At 59.8% G+C, this 15,029-nt stretch carries 15 protein-coding genes; 3 read left to right on the top strand and 12 right to left on the bottom strand.

The features are described from left to right. Nucleotides 1-134: 134 nt before the first annotated feature. Nucleotides 135-1,319 (top strand): cystathionine beta-lyase, encoded by a 1,185-nt coding sequence (gene metC / locus MJ639_RS01855; protein ID WP_243368224.1) that lies wholly within the window; start codon nucleotides 135-137, stop codon nucleotides 1,317-1,319. Here the strand turns inward: metC and MJ639_RS01850 are convergent. From MJ639_RS01850 to MJ639_RS01820, 7 genes are all read right to left on the bottom strand, one after another. Next, a complete protein-coding gene (locus MJ639_RS01850; protein ID WP_243368222.1) occupies nucleotides 1,316-1,660 on the bottom strand; it encodes a lipid-A-disaccharide synthase N-terminal domain-containing protein in 345 nt (114 codons plus the stop codon). The genes metC and MJ639_RS01850 overlap by 4 nt on opposite strands. 13 nt (nucleotides 1,661-1,673) lie before the next feature. Beyond that, a complete protein-coding gene (locus MJ639_RS01845) occupies nucleotides 1,674-2,405 on the bottom strand; it encodes a glycosyltransferase family 2 protein (protein WP_243368220.1) in 732 nt (243 codons plus the stop codon). A 41-nt stretch (nucleotides 2,406-2,446) separates the two neighbouring features. Next, nucleotides 2,447-4,162, bottom strand: coding sequence for an ArnT family glycosyltransferase (locus MJ639_RS01840; RefSeq protein WP_243368218.1), 1,716 nt, complete (start codon nucleotides 4,160-4,162; stop codon nucleotides 2,447-2,449). A 132-nt stretch (nucleotides 4,163-4,294) separates the two neighbouring features. After that, nucleotides 4,295-5,947, bottom strand: a complete 1,653-nt coding sequence (locus tag MJ639_RS01835) for a M10 family metallopeptidase (RefSeq protein WP_243368215.1) — start codon at nucleotides 5,945-5,947, stop codon at nucleotides 4,295-4,297. Between the two features lie 120 nt (nucleotides 5,948-6,067). Further along, the gene (locus MJ639_RS01830) at nucleotides 6,068-7,450 is read right to left on the bottom strand and encodes a M10 family metallopeptidase (RefSeq protein ID WP_243368213.1); all 1,383 of its coding nucleotides are present in this window, start codon (nucleotides 7,448-7,450) and stop codon (nucleotides 6,068-6,070) included. A gap of 300 nt (nucleotides 7,451-7,750) precedes the next feature. Then, the gene (locus tag MJ639_RS01825) at nucleotides 7,751-8,173 is read right to left on the bottom strand and encodes a hypothetical protein (RefSeq protein ID WP_243368211.1); all 423 of its coding nucleotides are present in this window, start codon (nucleotides 8,171-8,173) and stop codon (nucleotides 7,751-7,753) included. A gap of 191 nt (nucleotides 8,174-8,364) precedes the next feature. Further along, the gene (locus MJ639_RS01820) at nucleotides 8,365-9,078 is read right to left on the bottom strand and encodes a sigma-70 family RNA polymerase sigma factor (RefSeq protein ID WP_243368209.1); all 714 of its coding nucleotides are present in this window, start codon (nucleotides 9,076-9,078) and stop codon (nucleotides 8,365-8,367) included. A gap of 240 nt (nucleotides 9,079-9,318) precedes the next feature. On the opposite strand from MJ639_RS01820, the gene MJ639_RS01815 reads away from it, so the two are divergent. Then, complete coding sequence (locus MJ639_RS01815) at nucleotides 9,319-9,798, top strand: YidB family protein (RefSeq protein ID WP_243368207.1); 480 nt, start codon at nucleotides 9,319-9,321, stop codon at nucleotides 9,796-9,798. Here the strand turns inward: MJ639_RS01815 and MJ639_RS01810 are convergent. The 4 genes from MJ639_RS01810 to MJ639_RS01795 form a co-directional block, all read right to left on the bottom strand. Beyond that, a complete protein-coding gene (locus MJ639_RS01810) occupies nucleotides 9,795-10,043 on the bottom strand; it encodes a hypothetical protein (protein WP_243368206.1) in 249 nt (82 codons plus the stop codon). The two genes, MJ639_RS01815 and MJ639_RS01810, sit on opposite strands and share 4 nt — an antisense overlap. A 64-nt stretch (nucleotides 10,044-10,107) precedes the next feature. Then, complete coding sequence (locus tag MJ639_RS01805; protein WP_341482610.1) at nucleotides 10,108-10,485, bottom strand: response regulator; 378 nt, start codon at nucleotides 10,483-10,485, stop codon at nucleotides 10,108-10,110. Nucleotides 10,486-10,571: 86 nt separating this feature from the next. Further along, nucleotides 10,572-10,865: a hypothetical protein gene (locus tag MJ639_RS01800; RefSeq protein ID WP_243368203.1), complete on the bottom strand. Its 294-nt coding sequence runs from the start codon at nucleotides 10,863-10,865 to the stop codon at nucleotides 10,572-10,574. A 143-nt stretch (nucleotides 10,866-11,008) separates the two neighbouring features. After that, nucleotides 11,009-11,530: a transglycosylase SLT domain-containing protein gene (locus MJ639_RS01795; protein WP_341482609.1), complete on the bottom strand. Its 522-nt coding sequence runs from the start codon at nucleotides 11,528-11,530 to the stop codon at nucleotides 11,009-11,011. Nucleotides 11,531-11,735: 205 nt separating this feature from the next. Between MJ639_RS01795 and pepT the strand changes: the two genes are divergently transcribed. Continuing rightward, nucleotides 11,736-12,971, top strand: a complete 1,236-nt coding sequence (pepT, locus tag MJ639_RS01790; protein WP_243368201.1) for a peptidase T — start codon at nucleotides 11,736-11,738, stop codon at nucleotides 12,969-12,971. Between the two features lie 22 nt (nucleotides 12,972-12,993). Here pepT and MJ639_RS01785 read toward each other — a convergent pair whose 3' ends face one another. Continuing rightward, complete coding sequence (locus tag MJ639_RS01785; RefSeq protein WP_243368198.1) at nucleotides 12,994-14,007, bottom strand: S8 family serine peptidase; 1,014 nt, start codon at nucleotides 14,005-14,007, stop codon at nucleotides 12,994-12,996. Between the last annotated feature and the right edge of the window lie 1,022 nt (nucleotides 14,008-15,029).

Genomic DNA, 15,029 nt, shown 5'->3' with positions numbered 1-15,029 from the left:
GAAGCGGCATCGGTATCCATCACATTCTATGATTGATCACTGGTCAAGTCTTGATGGAACGCTTTTTCCTTGAGGGTTGACGTTAAGCCGCCCTCGGCATCAGATCAAAGCCCCTTCAGCAAGCCCTTGAGCCGATGTCCAAACTTCCTCCCAAGTCGACCGACCTCGCAGAACGCACCCGCCTCGTTTATGCCGGCCGAGACCCCTCCGAGCAGCACGGTTTCGTGAATACCCCAATCTATCGCGGGTCCACGGTTCTTTACCCCACGACAGACGATCTGCTGCATCGCCGGGGCCGCTATACCTATGGGACGAAGGGCACACCGACGACGGAGGCGCTCGAGAAAGCATGGACGGATATCACCGGAGCTGCGGGCACCGTGCTGGCCCCATCCGGCCTTGCGGCCGTCACGGTCGCCCTCATGTCCTGCCTCAAGGCTGGCGACCACCTTTTGATGACCGATTCCGTCTACCTGCCCACACGGCAATTCTGCGAGGGAATGCTCAAGAAATTTGGTGTGGAAACAACCTATTACGATCCGTCAATCGGCGCTGGAATCAGCGATTTGATCCGCCCGAACACGGCGGCGGTCTTTACGGAAGCACCTGGTTCCCAATCTCTCGAGATGCAGGATATCCCCGCCATTGCGGAGGTGGCGCATCGGCATGGCGCGGTCGTGCTCATGGACAACACCTGGGCGACTCCCCTGCTCTTCCCGCCCCATGAGCGCGGCGTCGACATCGCCATCGAGGCGGGCACCAAGTACCTGAGTGGCGGATCGGACCTGCTGCTCGGTATGGTTTCGGCTAATGAACGCTGCTTCAAGGACCTGCGCGCTGCTTACGAAGCCTTCGCCGCATGCCCTGGCCCGGAGGATGTTTTCCTAGGCTTGCGCGGGTTGCGTACCATGGCGCTGCGCCTGCGCGAGCATGAAAAGCAGGCCTTGGAAATGGCGCAGTGGCTGGAAGAGCGCCCTGAAGTGGCGCAGGTGCTCCACCCGGCGCTACCCACCTACAAAGGTCACGAAATCTGGAAGCGGGACTTCAAGGGATCGTCCGGTCTCTTCTCCGTCATCCTCAAGCCGTGTTCGGACAAGGCTCTCGCCGCCATGCTCGACGGGTTGGCTCTCTTCGGCATGGGCTATTCATGGGGCGGCTTTGAGAGCCTGGTGATCCCATTCAACTGCGCGACTTATCGGACAGCAACCAAATGGGCGCCCGGCGGACATGCCCTGCGCTTCCATATCGGCCTTGAGGACCTGGAAGACCTTAAACGCGACCTGGATGCGGGCTTCAAGCGCCTGCGGGAGACGGATTAGGTCTGCATTTCCGCTTCCGCCTTTGCCTTCCTCGTCTCTTTCGCAATCAGCATGAGATTGCGCACGTAAATGAAGATCGAGAGTGCCTGGCCGGAGATGATCACGATGTCGCGGCGCACGAAGCCATAGACCAGCGTCATCAATCCGCCGGCGATGGACAGGAACCAGAAGGCCATGGGAACGACGCTCCTCTCGGCCTTCTCGCTCGCGATCCATTGCACGATGAAGCGCGCGCCGAAAACGAACTGCGCGATGACGCCGAAGGCGGCCCAGAGGTCGAAGCGGGTGACAACGATATCGTAGAAATACAGCCCGATATCGTGAGACAGGCGCATCAGCATCGGAGAACTCGCCTTAAAGGATTTCTTGGGAAACGGGTACACGGCGACGGCGGCGGATGAGCCACCACACACCCGCAAGATCGAGGATGCCAACCCACAGGCGGTCGAACAAACCGTAATTCGATTGGCCCGCATGGCGAGGACGGTCCACCACGTCGACATGGGCGATCTTATAGCCCTCCCGCTTGACGAGCGCGGGCATGAAGCGATGGAGGGCGTCGAAATACGGCAGGCGCATATAGATGTCTCGACGGAAGGCCTTCAGTCCGCAGCCGGTGTCGCGCGTGCCGTCCTTGAGAACGCGTCCACGCACGCCATTGGCGATCTTCGACTGCCAGCGCTTGGCTGTGCCTTTGCGTCCGAGACGCTGGCCGGCCACGATCCCCACGGACTGATCGTCGAGCGCCGCCACCATTTGCGGAATAAAGGCCGGATCGTTTTGCCCATCCCCATCGAGAGTGGCGATGATCGGCCCTCGCGCGGCATGGACGCCGGTGCGCACCGCCGCGCTCTGCCCGCAGCTTGCCTCATGCCGCACCAGCCGCAGCCAGGGCCGGGTCGTGCGGGCGGCCAGCACCTGTTGGGCTGTGTCGTCGGTGGAGCCGTCATCCACGTAGATCACCTCGAACGGTGTGAGGGCCGAGCAAGCGCGCTCGATCTCCTCCACGAGGGGCAGGATGTTCAAGGCTTCGTTCTTGACAGGCACCACGACGCTGAGGCGCGGAGCCGGGGTAAGGTCGGTCATCGATCAAGGGCCCGCAGCGGGCCCCCTCTTGAGAGAAGGAATCATATGCAGCCGGACGAGACGGTATAGACACCGATATCCACGCGCCGTCCGCTGTTGATATTGAAACCCGTGACGCGGGTCGAGAGCGCAGGCTTCACTCCGAGACGTTCGTTCTCTGTCTGGAACTCTTTCTCGAAGCGCTTTTCCACAAAGACCATGGTGCAGCCATGCTGCTTCATCAAAGCAGAGGCTTCCGCTCCCGTATCGAGCATCTGCAGATTGGTGCTCGTGAGGAAGACCAGGCTGGGCTCCCGGTATCCCAAGGTGGCGATGATGGTCTTGCCCCGGAAATTCTGAGCCTGCTCGGCCAAGCGATCCGATATCTTCAGGGAACGGAGGTCGAGCTGAGCGAACCCAAAGACCCCTATGGCCAAACAGACGGAGGCGACAAAGCTCGCCCAGAGGCTGCTCAGCAGGCGATTCCTGACGAAGAGCCACCAGGCATAAAAAGCCAATGCGCAGGCGGCCACCAGGGCAGGCAGCGCGCGGAAAGGCAGCGTACCGTCGAAGGACCAATTGGCCGCCGAGAGGCCGATGGTCAGGCCTACCGGGATAAAGGGAATGAGAATTGTCGACAGCTTCGCCAGGGGGCGGTGAGGCCCGACGAAATGGCGGGAGATCGCCATGATTGTCACGATGGCCACTGCCGGCAGCAGCGGCAGGGTGTAATGGGGCAGCTTGGTCGGCACAGCCTCGAAGACGATCCAGGACGGCACGATCCAAGCGAGCGCGAAGGCGACCTGCTCCTCCTTGCGGTGGATCCAAGCGAAGGGCACCGCAATGGCGGCAAGGATCGCACCCGGCCAGAAGGTGGCGAAGAACGATATCAGATAGAAGCCGGGCGGCGCCCAATGATACTTCTGAGCGGTGCCGACCTTGCCCAGCATGTCGTGCCCCACGGCCTGCGAATAGAATGCGCCACCGCTTTTGATCGCGATGGCAATGAACCACGGCAGCACCACCGCCAGCGTGACAGCCAAGCCAAGCCAGGGCCGCAAGGTAAGCAGCCAGCGGGTAGAGCGCTCCCTGTAGGATAGAACGGCAGCCGTGAGGCCTGCGAACATCAGGATCAGCGGCCCCTTGATCAGGATGCCGAGAGCGAAGCCTGCCCAGAAGATCAGCAGGGCCCGCCGGGGCAGAACCCCTGCGCCACGGCTCAGATAGGCACGCGCCAACCCGCCCATGACGGCGACGGAGCAAGCCGCCAGCATGGCATCGGTCTTCGCGAGCCGTGCCTCCACCATGAGGATGACGCAGGTGGCCATGAGGGCTGCCGTCAGGAACGCCCCTCGCCTGCCGAAAAAGGCCAGGGCGGCCCAATAGGTCAGGAGAACCGTGGCAATGGCGCCGAACAGGGACGGCAAACGATAAAGCGCGATGGTCGTATGGGCTTCAGGGATGCCTAGAGCATCGCCGATGGCCACGGTGGCGCTCTGCATCCAGTAGATGCCGACCGGCTTCTTGTAGCGCGCCTCGTCCTGGAAGCGCACATCGACGAAATCCTGGGTTTCCAGCATCTGCTTGGAAGCCTGGGCATAGCGCGGCTCGTCACGGTCCATGGGCTGGAGGGTCGAGAAGCCAGGCAGGAAGCAGGCAAGCGACAGCAGCACGAGCACGGCGCACAACCTTACATGGCTACGCTCGATGAAGCTCGCCAGTTGCGCAGCCGAAAGGCGGCGCAGGGACAGATGCTGCTGGGCGACGGAACCGTCCATCAATGACATGCCTTTGCCGACAGGAATTAAGGCGGGGCAACCCCGCAAAGGCGGAGGTGTCCTCCAAACCCGCCGGGAAGTCAAATTGACGGAAAGTAGCGGCTAAACAGGGACGTTACCGGGTCCCTTTGCTCAAATGACCCAAAGATCGCCGGGGGTCATCTTGAGGCCTTTCGGGAGCCAGGCAATCATCACCTGAGCCGCTTTGCCGGTCCCATCCGGATCATAAGAAAGCGCCCCGAGACCCGGATTGTAGACAATCCTGTCGGAGCTGTCCTGAGCTTTTGAGCCCATCCAGAAGGCCGTGGCGGCAAGCTGGCCGGTCTTTCCCAGTTTCGGGAACACCGCGTTATCGAGATAAATCACATCATCGGCTACGGAGAAGCCCAAGATAAGGTCAAGATTGCTGACACTGGGACGTGTGTTGAAGATGAAGGCATCTTTCCCGGCGCCCCCGATAAGGGTGTCGTTGCCGAGTCCGCCGTTGAGCTTGTCATTCCCGCCCATACCGCGGATGCGGTTGGCGGCCGAATTGCCGGTAATGGCGTTATTCAACGCATTTCCGGTGAGCATGATCGAGGCCGTGCCTGTGCCGGTCAGATTCTCGAGATAGGAACCGAGCGCGTAGCTGAACGGGGAGACCACACGGTCTGCCGTGCCGCCGGCGGCGGTCTCGATCACACGGTCTTTTGGATTGTCCAGATGATAGGAATCATTGCCCGCACCGCCGTACATAGTGTCGGCGCCTTGAAGTCCATTGAGCAGATCATTACCGGCATTTCCCCATAGCGTGTTGCCTGTGATATTGCCGATAATGATGTCATGTCCTGAACCGCCTTTGGCGTTCTCAATCAGGGAACGCAGATCGCTCTGATAAAGAAGAGCATTGGCGACATTCCCGCGCGCAGGCTGTTCGTAGCCGAGTTCCGCGATCTGCGTCGACGACAGCTTCGTCCATGATCCTGGACGAAGGTCGACGGTGAGATTGGTTTTGTAATTCGTGAAATCGTAGGTGTCGTTGCCGCCGCCGTCCCACACTGTCATGAAGATGCGATTGCCGCCAGGGAGTCCCTGCCTGACACCGTTGATGATGGACTCGCCCGATGCGACATTCCACTGATAGACGGTGTTGCCGGCGTTGGTGGTGTAGTCAGCACCGTACATATGCTGCAGGGCCGCGATGTCATCCATCATCAGCGACTGCGCATAACCCCACTGCTCATTCTCCAGGAAGACACCGGACGCTCCCACATAGGAGTAGTAGGTCATGATGGAGAATTCCATGGAGTTACGCGCGGCAGGCAACGCGCCGAACTTGCTCGTCTCATGCCCATGCTTCAGGCCCAGTACATGGCCGATCTCGTGAATGAAGACATAGAAGCCGTAGCTTCCCATGCGCACATCGCTGAACCAGCTCGTCTCGGAACGAAACCATGCATCCCCACCGTCGGGGCTGGCGCTGGGATAATAGGCCCATGCAGGCGCCGCGATATCCGCTCCTGCCAAACGTAAATCCGCGTGGTTGAACGCATTCTCCTGGACTTCGGTGAAGTCGATATTGGCGACCGATGCAAACATCGCGAAAATCTTGCGCGCTGCACTCACCTGAAACGGCGCCAGAGGCGAGAAACTCTTGTGAGGCTCACCGCCGATATAATTGGGCTCGTAATATGAAGGGCTTTCGGGAAAGCTGTAGCTCAACGTTACAGCATCCCACCTGATTCCGGAGAACAGAGCGTCGATGTTTTGGCTGCCACTCGCGGTAACGTTCGCCGTCTGCGCCATGCAGGATCCTCCGCTAGGGATAAGATCTCATACTTGGCTTGCGCGAACCTGTTTGAAGGCTCCCGTCGAGTTAACGGCTCAGCTCTTAAGGATAGAGGGGCGGCAGATGCCGCCCCGCCCCTAGACGATAACGAATTCGGCGGCCGACATGCTTAAGTTCTTTGGTAGTTGAGCGATCGCGACCGAAGCGGCTTTGCCCGTTCCGTCCGCATCGTAATAGAGCCCACCCAAAGCCTTGTCGTAAAGAATACGATCGCTGGAATCATGAGCTTTTGCGGCAGCCCAGAAAGCGGCGGAGGCGAGCTTGCCGACAGCTCCAATCTTCGTGAAAATCGCGTTCTCGAGATAGATCGTATCGTCAACAACGGAATAATCGAGAAGACGATCGACATTCGACGTGCGGCTCAGCGTGGTATTGAAGACGAAGATATCCTTCCCCGACCCACCTGAAAGATAGTCGTTGCCCTGCAGGCCATACAGCTTGTCGGCCCCTGCTCCACCCTTGAGGTTGTTGGCAATGACATTGCCGATCATGACGTCGTTTCCGATTCCTCCGATCGCGTTCTCGATGAGGGAGCGATTGTCCCTGTTATAGGTCAGGGCATTGGCAACATTGCCACGCGCATATTGACCGTCACCGAGCTGGGCAATCTGCGTGGTGGATAGGCGGGACCACTGCCCGGGACGCAGGTCGACGGTGAGGTTGGTTTTATAGTTTGCAAAATCGTAGGTGTCGTTACCACCGCCATCCCAGACCGTCATGAAGATGCGGTTGCCGCCGGGTGCTACCTGGCCCACGCCGTTGATGAATTCCTGGCCTGTTGCAGGATTCCACTTGTAGACCGTGTTGCCGCTGTTGGTGGTGTAATCGGCCCCGTAGAGATGCTGCAGGGCCAGGATGTCATACATCATCAAGGACTGAGCGTAGCCCCATTCCTCGTTCTCCACGTACTGGCCCGGCGCTCCCACATAGGAGCGATAGGTCATGACGGAGTACTCCATAGAATCGCGCGCTGTTGTCATGGCGCCGAAAGCGCCGTCTTCATTGCCGTGCTTCAGCCCGACGCCGTGAAGCATCTCATGCATGAAGGCATAGTATCCATAGCCGCCCCGGACCGGATTCCCGAACCAGCCATTGGTAGGGCCGAACCACGTATCGCCTCCTTCAGGTGACGTGTCCGGCAGATAGGTCCATGCCGCCGGCGGCGTATCTGCATTGGCCAGCCGCAAGGTGGCGTGGGTCTCTTGGGTTTCGGTGATCTCCGTGAAACTCAAATTGCTCACGGATGCCATCATAGCGAAGACTTCGCGTGCGGCCCTGACCTGACTCGTATTCAATGCACCGAAGCTGTCATGCGGCTCTCCTGAGCCATAGGTGCTTTCGTAGAACGATGCTTGTTTTGGAAAACTATAGGTGAGAGTGGAATTGCTCCAGCGTACGCTGGAAAGAATGCCGTCGATATCCTGATTGCCCGTGCGGGCGACCGTAAAAGTAGATGTCATACTTATCCTCGACTGAACCACCCGAGGACTAGAGCATGGCGAATCGCGATTCTTGATACCTCATAAGTAGTAGAAATGCATTTTTGCTAGACCTTTATTCAGATACTTAAGCAAATATGCGCAGCAACTTAGCTTAATAACTCAAGTTGTGAAATTTCCGATAGATATAATTACACTTATGCAGCCAAGCCAATACTTAAGCTTCCTGAGATCTTCCCTGCCTCTTCCCCACGCGCATATGGCAGGCCCCGGCGAGTTCGCCTCTCTAGAGAAGGTCTGGAGGACACCGGAGCCCGGCCCTTATCGAAGCCAGCCGAAATACAGCGACCAGAGGCTGGGAGAGCGGATGCCGCGCACCCGCCGCGCCGCCTCTTCCGAACGCATGAACTCGCCCCCATGGCACGAGCAGAGGACGATATGCGCGTCGTGCTCGGAGATCTGGAAGAAGTTTATCGCATCCCCGAACTTGTCGCTGAGCAAGCCTGCCGTGCGCAGAACCGGATCGTTGAAAGCCACCGTCAGGGCGGAATTGTCGGCGCGCATAGCAAGTCGCGCTGCCTTGGGCTTCCACTCGATCTCGTCGAGCGTATGCAAAATGCGATCCGGCTCCCGCTCGAGCAGCTCGGCCCAGCGGTCCAGACGTTCGCGTTTTGACAAAACAGGGATTTGCGAGGGCTTCAGATCGGCCACGTGGCCGATTTCAGACAGAGGCCTGTGTTCCATGCTCCCCTCCTTGGCAGAGAAGCGTTTGCGAGCACCCACCAGCTGTCAGCTCAACCATGAAGCTCATGGAAAAGTTCAGGAATGCGGCCCTTCCTGGCCGCTGATATTTTAGGCAGACGAAAGAAAGCTGCGCGTGAAGGTGAAGCAAATAGCCTCACGTTCATGCGCAGCCAGTTTCGTGTTGTTGGAGATCAGGCGTCGGCGGTGTGGTTGTGCAGACGCTCGGCGGCCACGCCCATCAGTTCCGCGAGCCGGTTGCGGGCGCGGTTCACGCGGCTCTTGATGGTACCGACTTTCACGCCGAGAGCTTCCGCCGCATCCTCATAGGACATGCCTTCGGCGCCGATGAGGATGATCGCCTCACGCTGCTCCTGCGGCAACTTCTCGAGCGCGGTCGAGAGGTCCTGAAGCGCGAGCTTGTCCTCCTGGTCCGGGATCGCCACCATGCTCGCCGCATGGGCGCCATCGCCGTCTTCGACCTCGCGGCTCGTCTTACGGTGGGTCGAGTAGAATCCGTTGCGCAGAATGGTGAAGAGCCATGCCTGCAGGTTCGTGCCGGCCTCGAAGGTCTCCTGCTTCGTGAGCGCCTTGAGGACCGTGTCCTGCACCAGATCCTCGGCCTGATCGAGCTTTCCGGTAAGCGAGAGAGCAAAGGCGCGCAGGTTCGGCAGCGCGTCCATCACGCCATCGATGAAGGCTTGGTCAACCGGCTCCGTATGGGCGCGGATGACCTGGGCCACGCGTTCGGCGAGCTTCGCCAGATCGCGGGGCAACTTGTCTTCTGCAGGGTCTCCGTAGAGGGAACGCAGCTGCTTGCCGAGATGAAGACGGACGGCAGCGCTCAAGGCCGCTCCGGAGGCGACCACAGGGGTGTTCTGGGGAAAAGATTTTGTCTTATCGGGCATGTCCGGTTATCTGGGGCACGCCTTGCGCATTTAAATACTCGGGCGACAATTCGACCTCAGGATTTTTCCGTTTCCGGCCCTCGACCAATGTCGAATTTCACTCCCGAAGGGCCGAGCCATCTATGCATGGTTCGAAAAACTTGAGAGCCGCCTCGCAAGCTCCATATCCCTCCTGATCACTGCGATCAGGAACCCTTTTCCCACTTTCGCTGTTCCTGATCGGTTATCAGGAGCAATGCCATGAGCAGCCGCGGTTTCCCTTCAATGACAGCCCTTCTGGGCCTTCTCGCCATCGCCGGTTATCAGAACCGGGACAAGATCGCAGAAATGCTGCGTGGTCAGCAGGCGGGCACGCCCGGTCAGCCCGGTCAACCGCAGCAGTCAGGAGACGGTGGCCTAGGCGGCCTCGGTGGACTTGGCGGTCTGCTGGGTGGACTTGGCGGAGCGGCGGGAGCCGGCGGATTGTTGAACGGCGGGCTCGGTGAGCTTCTCGACAGCTTCCGTCAGAGCGGACAAGGTGATGTCGCCGATTCCTGGGTGAGCACCGGCCCCAACAAGGAAATCGAGCCGCCGCAGCTCGAGCAGGCGATCGGCCCAGACGTGCTGGAGACACTGACGCAGCAGACAGGCCTTTCCCGCGAGGAGATTCTCGCGCGTCTGTCGCGGGAGCTGCCCAACGCTGTAGACCAATACACGCCCGAAGGGCGGCTGCCGTCCTAACGAAGACCTTTCCTTGCACGCCGGCGGCGCTCCCACCAGACAACGGTGCGGCGGCGCAGCCTGCGCGCGGCCGGAAGGTCGAAGGACAGGACGAGTAGCCCCAGCGGCACCATCCAGAAGCCAAGGATGGGCAAGAAGCCAGCGAGCCCTCCAATCATCAGCGCAACGCCGAGACCGATCCTCAGAGCTTTCGAGCGTGGCAAGGCAATGTGCCGGCCTCCGAATGCGACCTTGGGCCTGGTCATACGCGCTCCTCCGCGATGCATAGGCTGTCGGAGGTATAGAACCGGGTACGATTGATGTCTGTCGTCACGCCTCGAGCGCCTTTGGAGCCATGCTTTGCTTTAAAGCCTCGACAAGCGCATCGGACCGGATCGGCTTCTGCAGGAAATGCGTGCCTTCCGGGAGATCCCCATCTTTAGGCGCCACCTTGCCGGAGATAACGAGAACACCTACTTCGGGCCAGCCCTGCCGAACAAGACGGGCGAATTCGAAACCGTCGATGGAGCCGGGCATATTCACGTCGGTGAGCACGACATTGATGTCCGGGCGCTGCCTGAGAAGGTCGAAGGCTTCATCGGCGTCCTGTGCCTCGACAACCCAGAACTTAGCATCGCGCAGGATTTCGACCTGCGTGAGACGCACGAGAAGTTCGTCCTCCACAAGGAGCACGACGGGTCGATGCAAGATCTCACGGCGCGGCTTCATAATGCTGGAAACGGGCGATCCGAACCCTGGTTCCCTGCGAGTTCCCGCCGTTCACAACGAAGTCATTAAGGGTGGTCCTTACCCTGTGGCGGCTGATCAGCGAGCCGTTTGATCTCGAACATCGCGGCAACCGCGAAAGCGGACAGCACGATGAACATGGCCAGGATCGAGAGCATTCCTTCCTGCACGCCGGGATTTGTCGCGACCAGCAGGATCAAGGCCACGATCGGAATGCCGAGAGTAATGGCTGCCAGAATGTAGAGAGGGTTGTTCGTTTCCTCGGACATAGGCGCCTCCTGCGGTGGCACGGCGGGATCATGCCCGCCCGGATAGCCTTCACCATTGCCCAGTTGGATCATGAAGGCCTCCTCGCAATTGGCATGTCATGGAATTGTGTCGAGACGACGCAATTTCCACAACGACCAGCCCATTCATGCGCTGCGCAAAGGAGGCCGCGCCTCGAAGCCAGCGCATGAATGTCGCCGATGGAATGCGGTTGGATTCAGCGCTCGGGCGGCGTCACCACGTTTGCTGCCTTTACGGTCGCAGGAGATGCGCTCGTCGCAATCGAGCCCGTCGTCTCTGGATCAGCGGAGACAGGCCGGCTCATGGCCGTGCGGAGCTGCCCCAGCATCCCCTTGCTCTTGGCCACATAATAATAGCCTCCCGCATAGAGGGAGACCGCGCGGTCGAAATTGCCGCCTGCGACCCGATAGGCATTAGCAAGGTAAGGAACGGCATAGGTCAGATTGGTATTCGCATCGAGCAGGCCGGATGCGGGACCCGTATAGCCCATACCGCGGGCTGTATTGTAATGGATCTGCATGAGCCCCCAATAGAGCCTGCTCTTGGCTTGGGGATTGTAGCCGCTTTCACGTCTGATGACCCGATGGATCAGCGCTTCAGGCACCCCATGCATCTTGGCATGCTGCGCCACGAGAGTGTCGATGGTGGCGCGGTCGGAGGCGGCAGCCGGCAAGGCACACATGGCGACGGCGCAGCCCAAGGCGATACGAGCGATCATAGGCATCCCCTCTGTTTATAGGGGGAGGCATTCTCAAGCCAAACGTGGCAATAAGGCGTCAGCTTGGCCGTAAGGTCTGTCAGAAAGGCTCGGCTTGAGCGGGTGAAACCCTGTTCAAACCCTTTGGAATGGGGCCAGAAACCATTCACGGGACGTCTTTGGGCGAGTACAAGTCTCACCCTCAGCAACTTGTGGATTACGCCCCATGGCCTCCAGCGTTACCGACCGTTTCCTCCGCTATGTCGTCATCGACACCCAGTCGGACGCCTCGTCTCCCTCTCAGCCCTCGACCGAGAAACAGAAGAACCTGGGACACCTCCTGGTCGAGGAATTGCTCGAGATCGGCGTGTCAGATGCGCATCTCGACGAGCACGGCTACGTCTATGGCACCATTCCGTCGAACAGCCCGAAGAATACCATTCCGGTCATCTGCTTCTGCGCCCACATGGACACGGCGCCCGACTTCTCCGGTACGAACGTGAAGCCGCAGATCGTCAGGAATTATCAGGGTGGCGACATCAAGCTCCCGGGTGATCCGCGTCAGGTGATCCGCGTTGCCGAGCATCCCGTCCTCAAGGACCTGATCGGCCACGACATCGTTACCTCGGACGGTACGACGCTGCTTGGCGCCGATGACAAGGCCGGCATCGCCGAGATCATGACCGCAGCCGAATTCCTGATCAAAAATCCGGATATCAAGCACGGCGCGATCCGCATTCTCTTCACGCCGGACGAAGAGATTGGCCGTGGCGTCGAGAAAGTCGACCTCAAAAAGCTGGGAGCGGATTTCGGCTACACACTGGATGGCGAAACGGCCGGCACCATCGAGGACGAAACCTTCTCAGCCGATGGCGTGGAGATCGTCATCAAGGGCGTGGCGATGCATCCCGGCTTTGCCTATGGCAAGATGGAAAACGCCATCCGCATTGCGGGCGCTATCATCGATCGCCTGCCGAAGAACATGGCTCCGGAGACGACCCAGGGTCGCGAAGGCTTCATCCATCCGACCGGCGTTTCAGGCGTGATGGAGAAGGCGAAGTTGAGCTTCATCATCCGCGACTTCACGGAAGACGGCCTGAAGCAGAAGGAAGCGCTCTTGGAGACCATTACCAAGGACGTGCTGAAGGCCTATCCCGGCTCCAGCCATACCTTCACGGTCAAGGAGCAGTATCGCAACATGAAGGTGGTGCTCGACCAGCACCCCGAGATCGTCGATTACGCCGAGGAAGCCATCCGCCGCGCCGGCATGGAGCCGGTGCGTGGCAGCATTCGCGGCGGCACGGACGGTTCGCGCCTTTCCTTCATGGGCCTGCCCTGCCCCAACATCTTCGCCGGGGGCCACGCCTTCCACTCCCCGATCGAATTCGTGAGCAGCCAGGACATGGAAAAGGCCGTGAAGACCATCGTCGAGCTAGCGAAGCTCTGGGAGGAGCGAGCCTAACGCGCGTCCTGCATCGGGAGCCTTATGGCTCCTTGACGACCTCTTGCGGGATCGCTGCGGTGGCCGATACATCAGCGGCCACAGGCCTGGGGGCAGTATCCGGTTCAGGGCACAACTTCGCCATCTGGATCAGGCCATATCCGAATGTCATGTCCCGCCCAGGATCGCCAAGGTCCTGGGTGGTTTCCTGCAGACGCTTCTGCAGGCCATTAGCATCCATGTTGGGATTGCCTGCCCGCAGCATGGCCATCGCTGCCGACACGAAAGGCACCGCATAGGAGGTTCCACTCCTTGCAGCCTTCCCACCCTTGGCTTGAGCTGTCCAGACATCCACGCCCGGAGCGGCGAACTCCACATAGGAGCCGTGGGTGGCACGGCGATAGGCGTTGAGCTGACGATCCACCGCCGTGACGGCGACAACTCCGGGATAGGCCGCCGGATAGGACGGCTCGGCCCCTGCTCCGTTGTTGCCGACAGCCGCGACGAGCACGATGCCCTTTTCCTGCGCAGCCTCGACAGCTTTCTTGAGAACCTCGTTCGGCGGTCCCGACAGGCTGAGATTGATGACCTTCACGCCGCGTTCGGCAAGGGCCTCGATGGCCGTGACGAGAGAGATGACAGTCGCATTATCGGCCGTTTCCTTTCTCTTTGAAAAGGCATCGACAGCAACGAGCCTTGCTTGCGGGATCAGACCAGGCGCCACGCTACCGGGTTGGCCGACCAGAAGGGCGGCAATGGCTGTTCCATGATCGAGAGAAGACCTGCCTTCGGTTTCCTTGGATATATCGATCACCTCGATCGACTGACCTTTCAAGGCTTCATGGCTGAGATCGATACCGGTATCGATGAGGCCGATCAGCGGTGGCGTCCCGCAAACCTCTGCAGCAGGCGGTGTCCAGCCGACGAGAATGGAAGCCTCGCAACCGGGATCTGAACATCCGGCAGCAGCTCCATCCGTGTAGTAATAGGTGTCGAGATCAGCGGACGCGTTCGCGCTGGCCGTACGGACAACCCGTTGCGCCTGTTTGAGCGACATTCCTTTGGGAACACTCAGCCTCACGATCTGAGGCGCAATCGTTCCGCGTGTCTGGGACACCACATGCAACCCCGACGCCGCCAGCTTCGTCAGATCACCTTTACTCAAGCCCGATACAACAATCGCGTTCGATGCCCGCCGGGGCTTGAGCCGCGAGCCCAAAGGCTCGACTTGGTCTTTCAGTGCTGCAGTGTTGGCGTTTCTGGCAGCCTGCCCGCGGTTTGCCGTAGCCTCTCCTTTAGCCTCTTTGGCCTGGCCGGTTCTGCTACTCTGCCTCGTTGACAATCCCGGAGCCTGACCGGTTCGGCTGGCTGCTAGATCTGCCTTGCCGTTGGTAGATCCTCGTGATGCGCTGCTGCTCTTGGAAGCGCCTCCTCCGGAATTGATCGCGCCAGAACCTACATTGCCGCCGGCACTCCCAGCGCTCTGCCCCCGACCGGAATTGCTGCCGGCGGGACTACCCGCGCTGTTCGTGCTGCCGCCAGAATTCCCTTGCGAGGCTCCCTTGCCATTATTCGATCCAGAGCTCCCTTGAGCTCCCCCGTTACCGTTACTGTTTCCGGGGTTTCCTCTCGCGCCTCCGGAATTGCCAGGCGCACTGCTCTTGCCGTTACCGCCCCCAACGTTTCCCTGCGAACCGCCATTGCCGTTACTGCCCCCGGCATTTCCTTGGCTCCCGCCGTTGCCGTTGTTGCCCCCTTGGTTTCCTTGGGAGCCACCATTCCCATTATTACCGTTATTGCCGCTGTTTCCTTTGTTGCCGCTATTTCCGTTCCCGGAGTTGCCGTTTCCGCCGGCATTCCCATTTCCTCCGCCACTGGGCTTCGCGTGAGCAACAGATGATGCCAGTTGGAAATCAGTGGGGGAGCCAAGATTGAGATGAAGTTGAACGGGCGCAGCGACCGCAACGCCTCCTGCAAGCACCGCGAGATATCGCCACCCATATGCCATGACAGCTCCCCAGGCCCCCTGCCGGTATGCTCAGCCCCAAGGGCACGCTTGAACCGGACGAATTCAGGTAC

This window comes from Microvirga solisilvae, assembly GCF_022808595.1.
Taxonomy (GTDB): domain Bacteria; phylum Pseudomonadota; class Alphaproteobacteria; order Rhizobiales; family Beijerinckiaceae; genus Microvirga; species Microvirga solisilvae.
The sequence above is the reverse complement of the archived record's forward strand: the minus strand, read 5'-3'. Positions and strand labels throughout refer to the sequence as shown.

Excerpts from the sequence above, each read along its gene's own strand:
- metC (WP_243368224.1), top strand. The coding sequence starts at position 135 with ATGTCCAAACTTCCTCCCAAGTCGACCGACCTCGCAGAACGCACCCGC.
- MJ639_RS01850 (WP_243368222.1), bottom strand. The coding sequence starts at position 1,660 with ATGCTGATGCGCCTGTCTCACGATATCGGGCTGTATTTCTACGATATC.
- MJ639_RS01845 (WP_243368220.1), bottom strand. The coding sequence starts at position 2,405 with ATGACCGACCTTACCCCGGCTCCGCGCCTCAGCGTCGTGGTGCCTGTC.
- MJ639_RS01840 (WP_243368218.1), bottom strand. The coding sequence starts at position 4,162 with ATGGACGGTTCCGTCGCCCAGCAGCATCTGTCCCTGCGCCGCCTTTCG.
- MJ639_RS01835 (WP_243368215.1), bottom strand. The coding sequence starts at position 5,947 with ATGGCGCAGACGGCGAACGTTACCGCGAGTGGCAGCCAAAACATCGAC.
- MJ639_RS01830 (WP_243368213.1), bottom strand. The coding sequence starts at position 7,450 with ATGACATCTACTTTTACGGTCGCCCGCACGGGCAATCAGGATATCGAC.
- MJ639_RS01825 (WP_243368211.1), bottom strand. The coding sequence starts at position 8,173 with ATGGAACACAGGCCTCTGTCTGAAATCGGCCACGTGGCCGATCTGAAG.
- MJ639_RS01820 (WP_243368209.1), bottom strand. The coding sequence starts at position 9,078 with ATGCCCGATAAGACAAAATCTTTTCCCCAGAACACCCCTGTGGTCGCC.
- MJ639_RS01815 (WP_243368207.1), top strand. The coding sequence starts at position 9,319 with ATGAGCAGCCGCGGTTTCCCTTCAATGACAGCCCTTCTGGGCCTTCTC.
- MJ639_RS01810 (WP_243368206.1), bottom strand. The coding sequence starts at position 10,043 with ATGACCAGGCCCAAGGTCGCATTCGGAGGCCGGCACATTGCCTTGCCA.
- MJ639_RS01800 (WP_243368203.1), bottom strand. The coding sequence starts at position 10,865 with ATGATCCAACTGGGCAATGGTGAAGGCTATCCGGGCGGGCATGATCCC.
- MJ639_RS01795 (WP_341482609.1), bottom strand. The coding sequence starts at position 11,530 with ATGATCGCTCGTATCGCCTTGGGCTGCGCCGTCGCCATGTGTGCCTTG.
- pepT (WP_243368201.1), top strand. The coding sequence starts at position 11,736 with ATGGCCTCCAGCGTTACCGACCGTTTCCTCCGCTATGTCGTCATCGAC.
- MJ639_RS01785 (WP_243368198.1), bottom strand. The coding sequence starts at position 14,007 with ATGTCGCTCAAACAGGCGCAACGGGTTGTCCGTACGGCCAGCGCGAAC.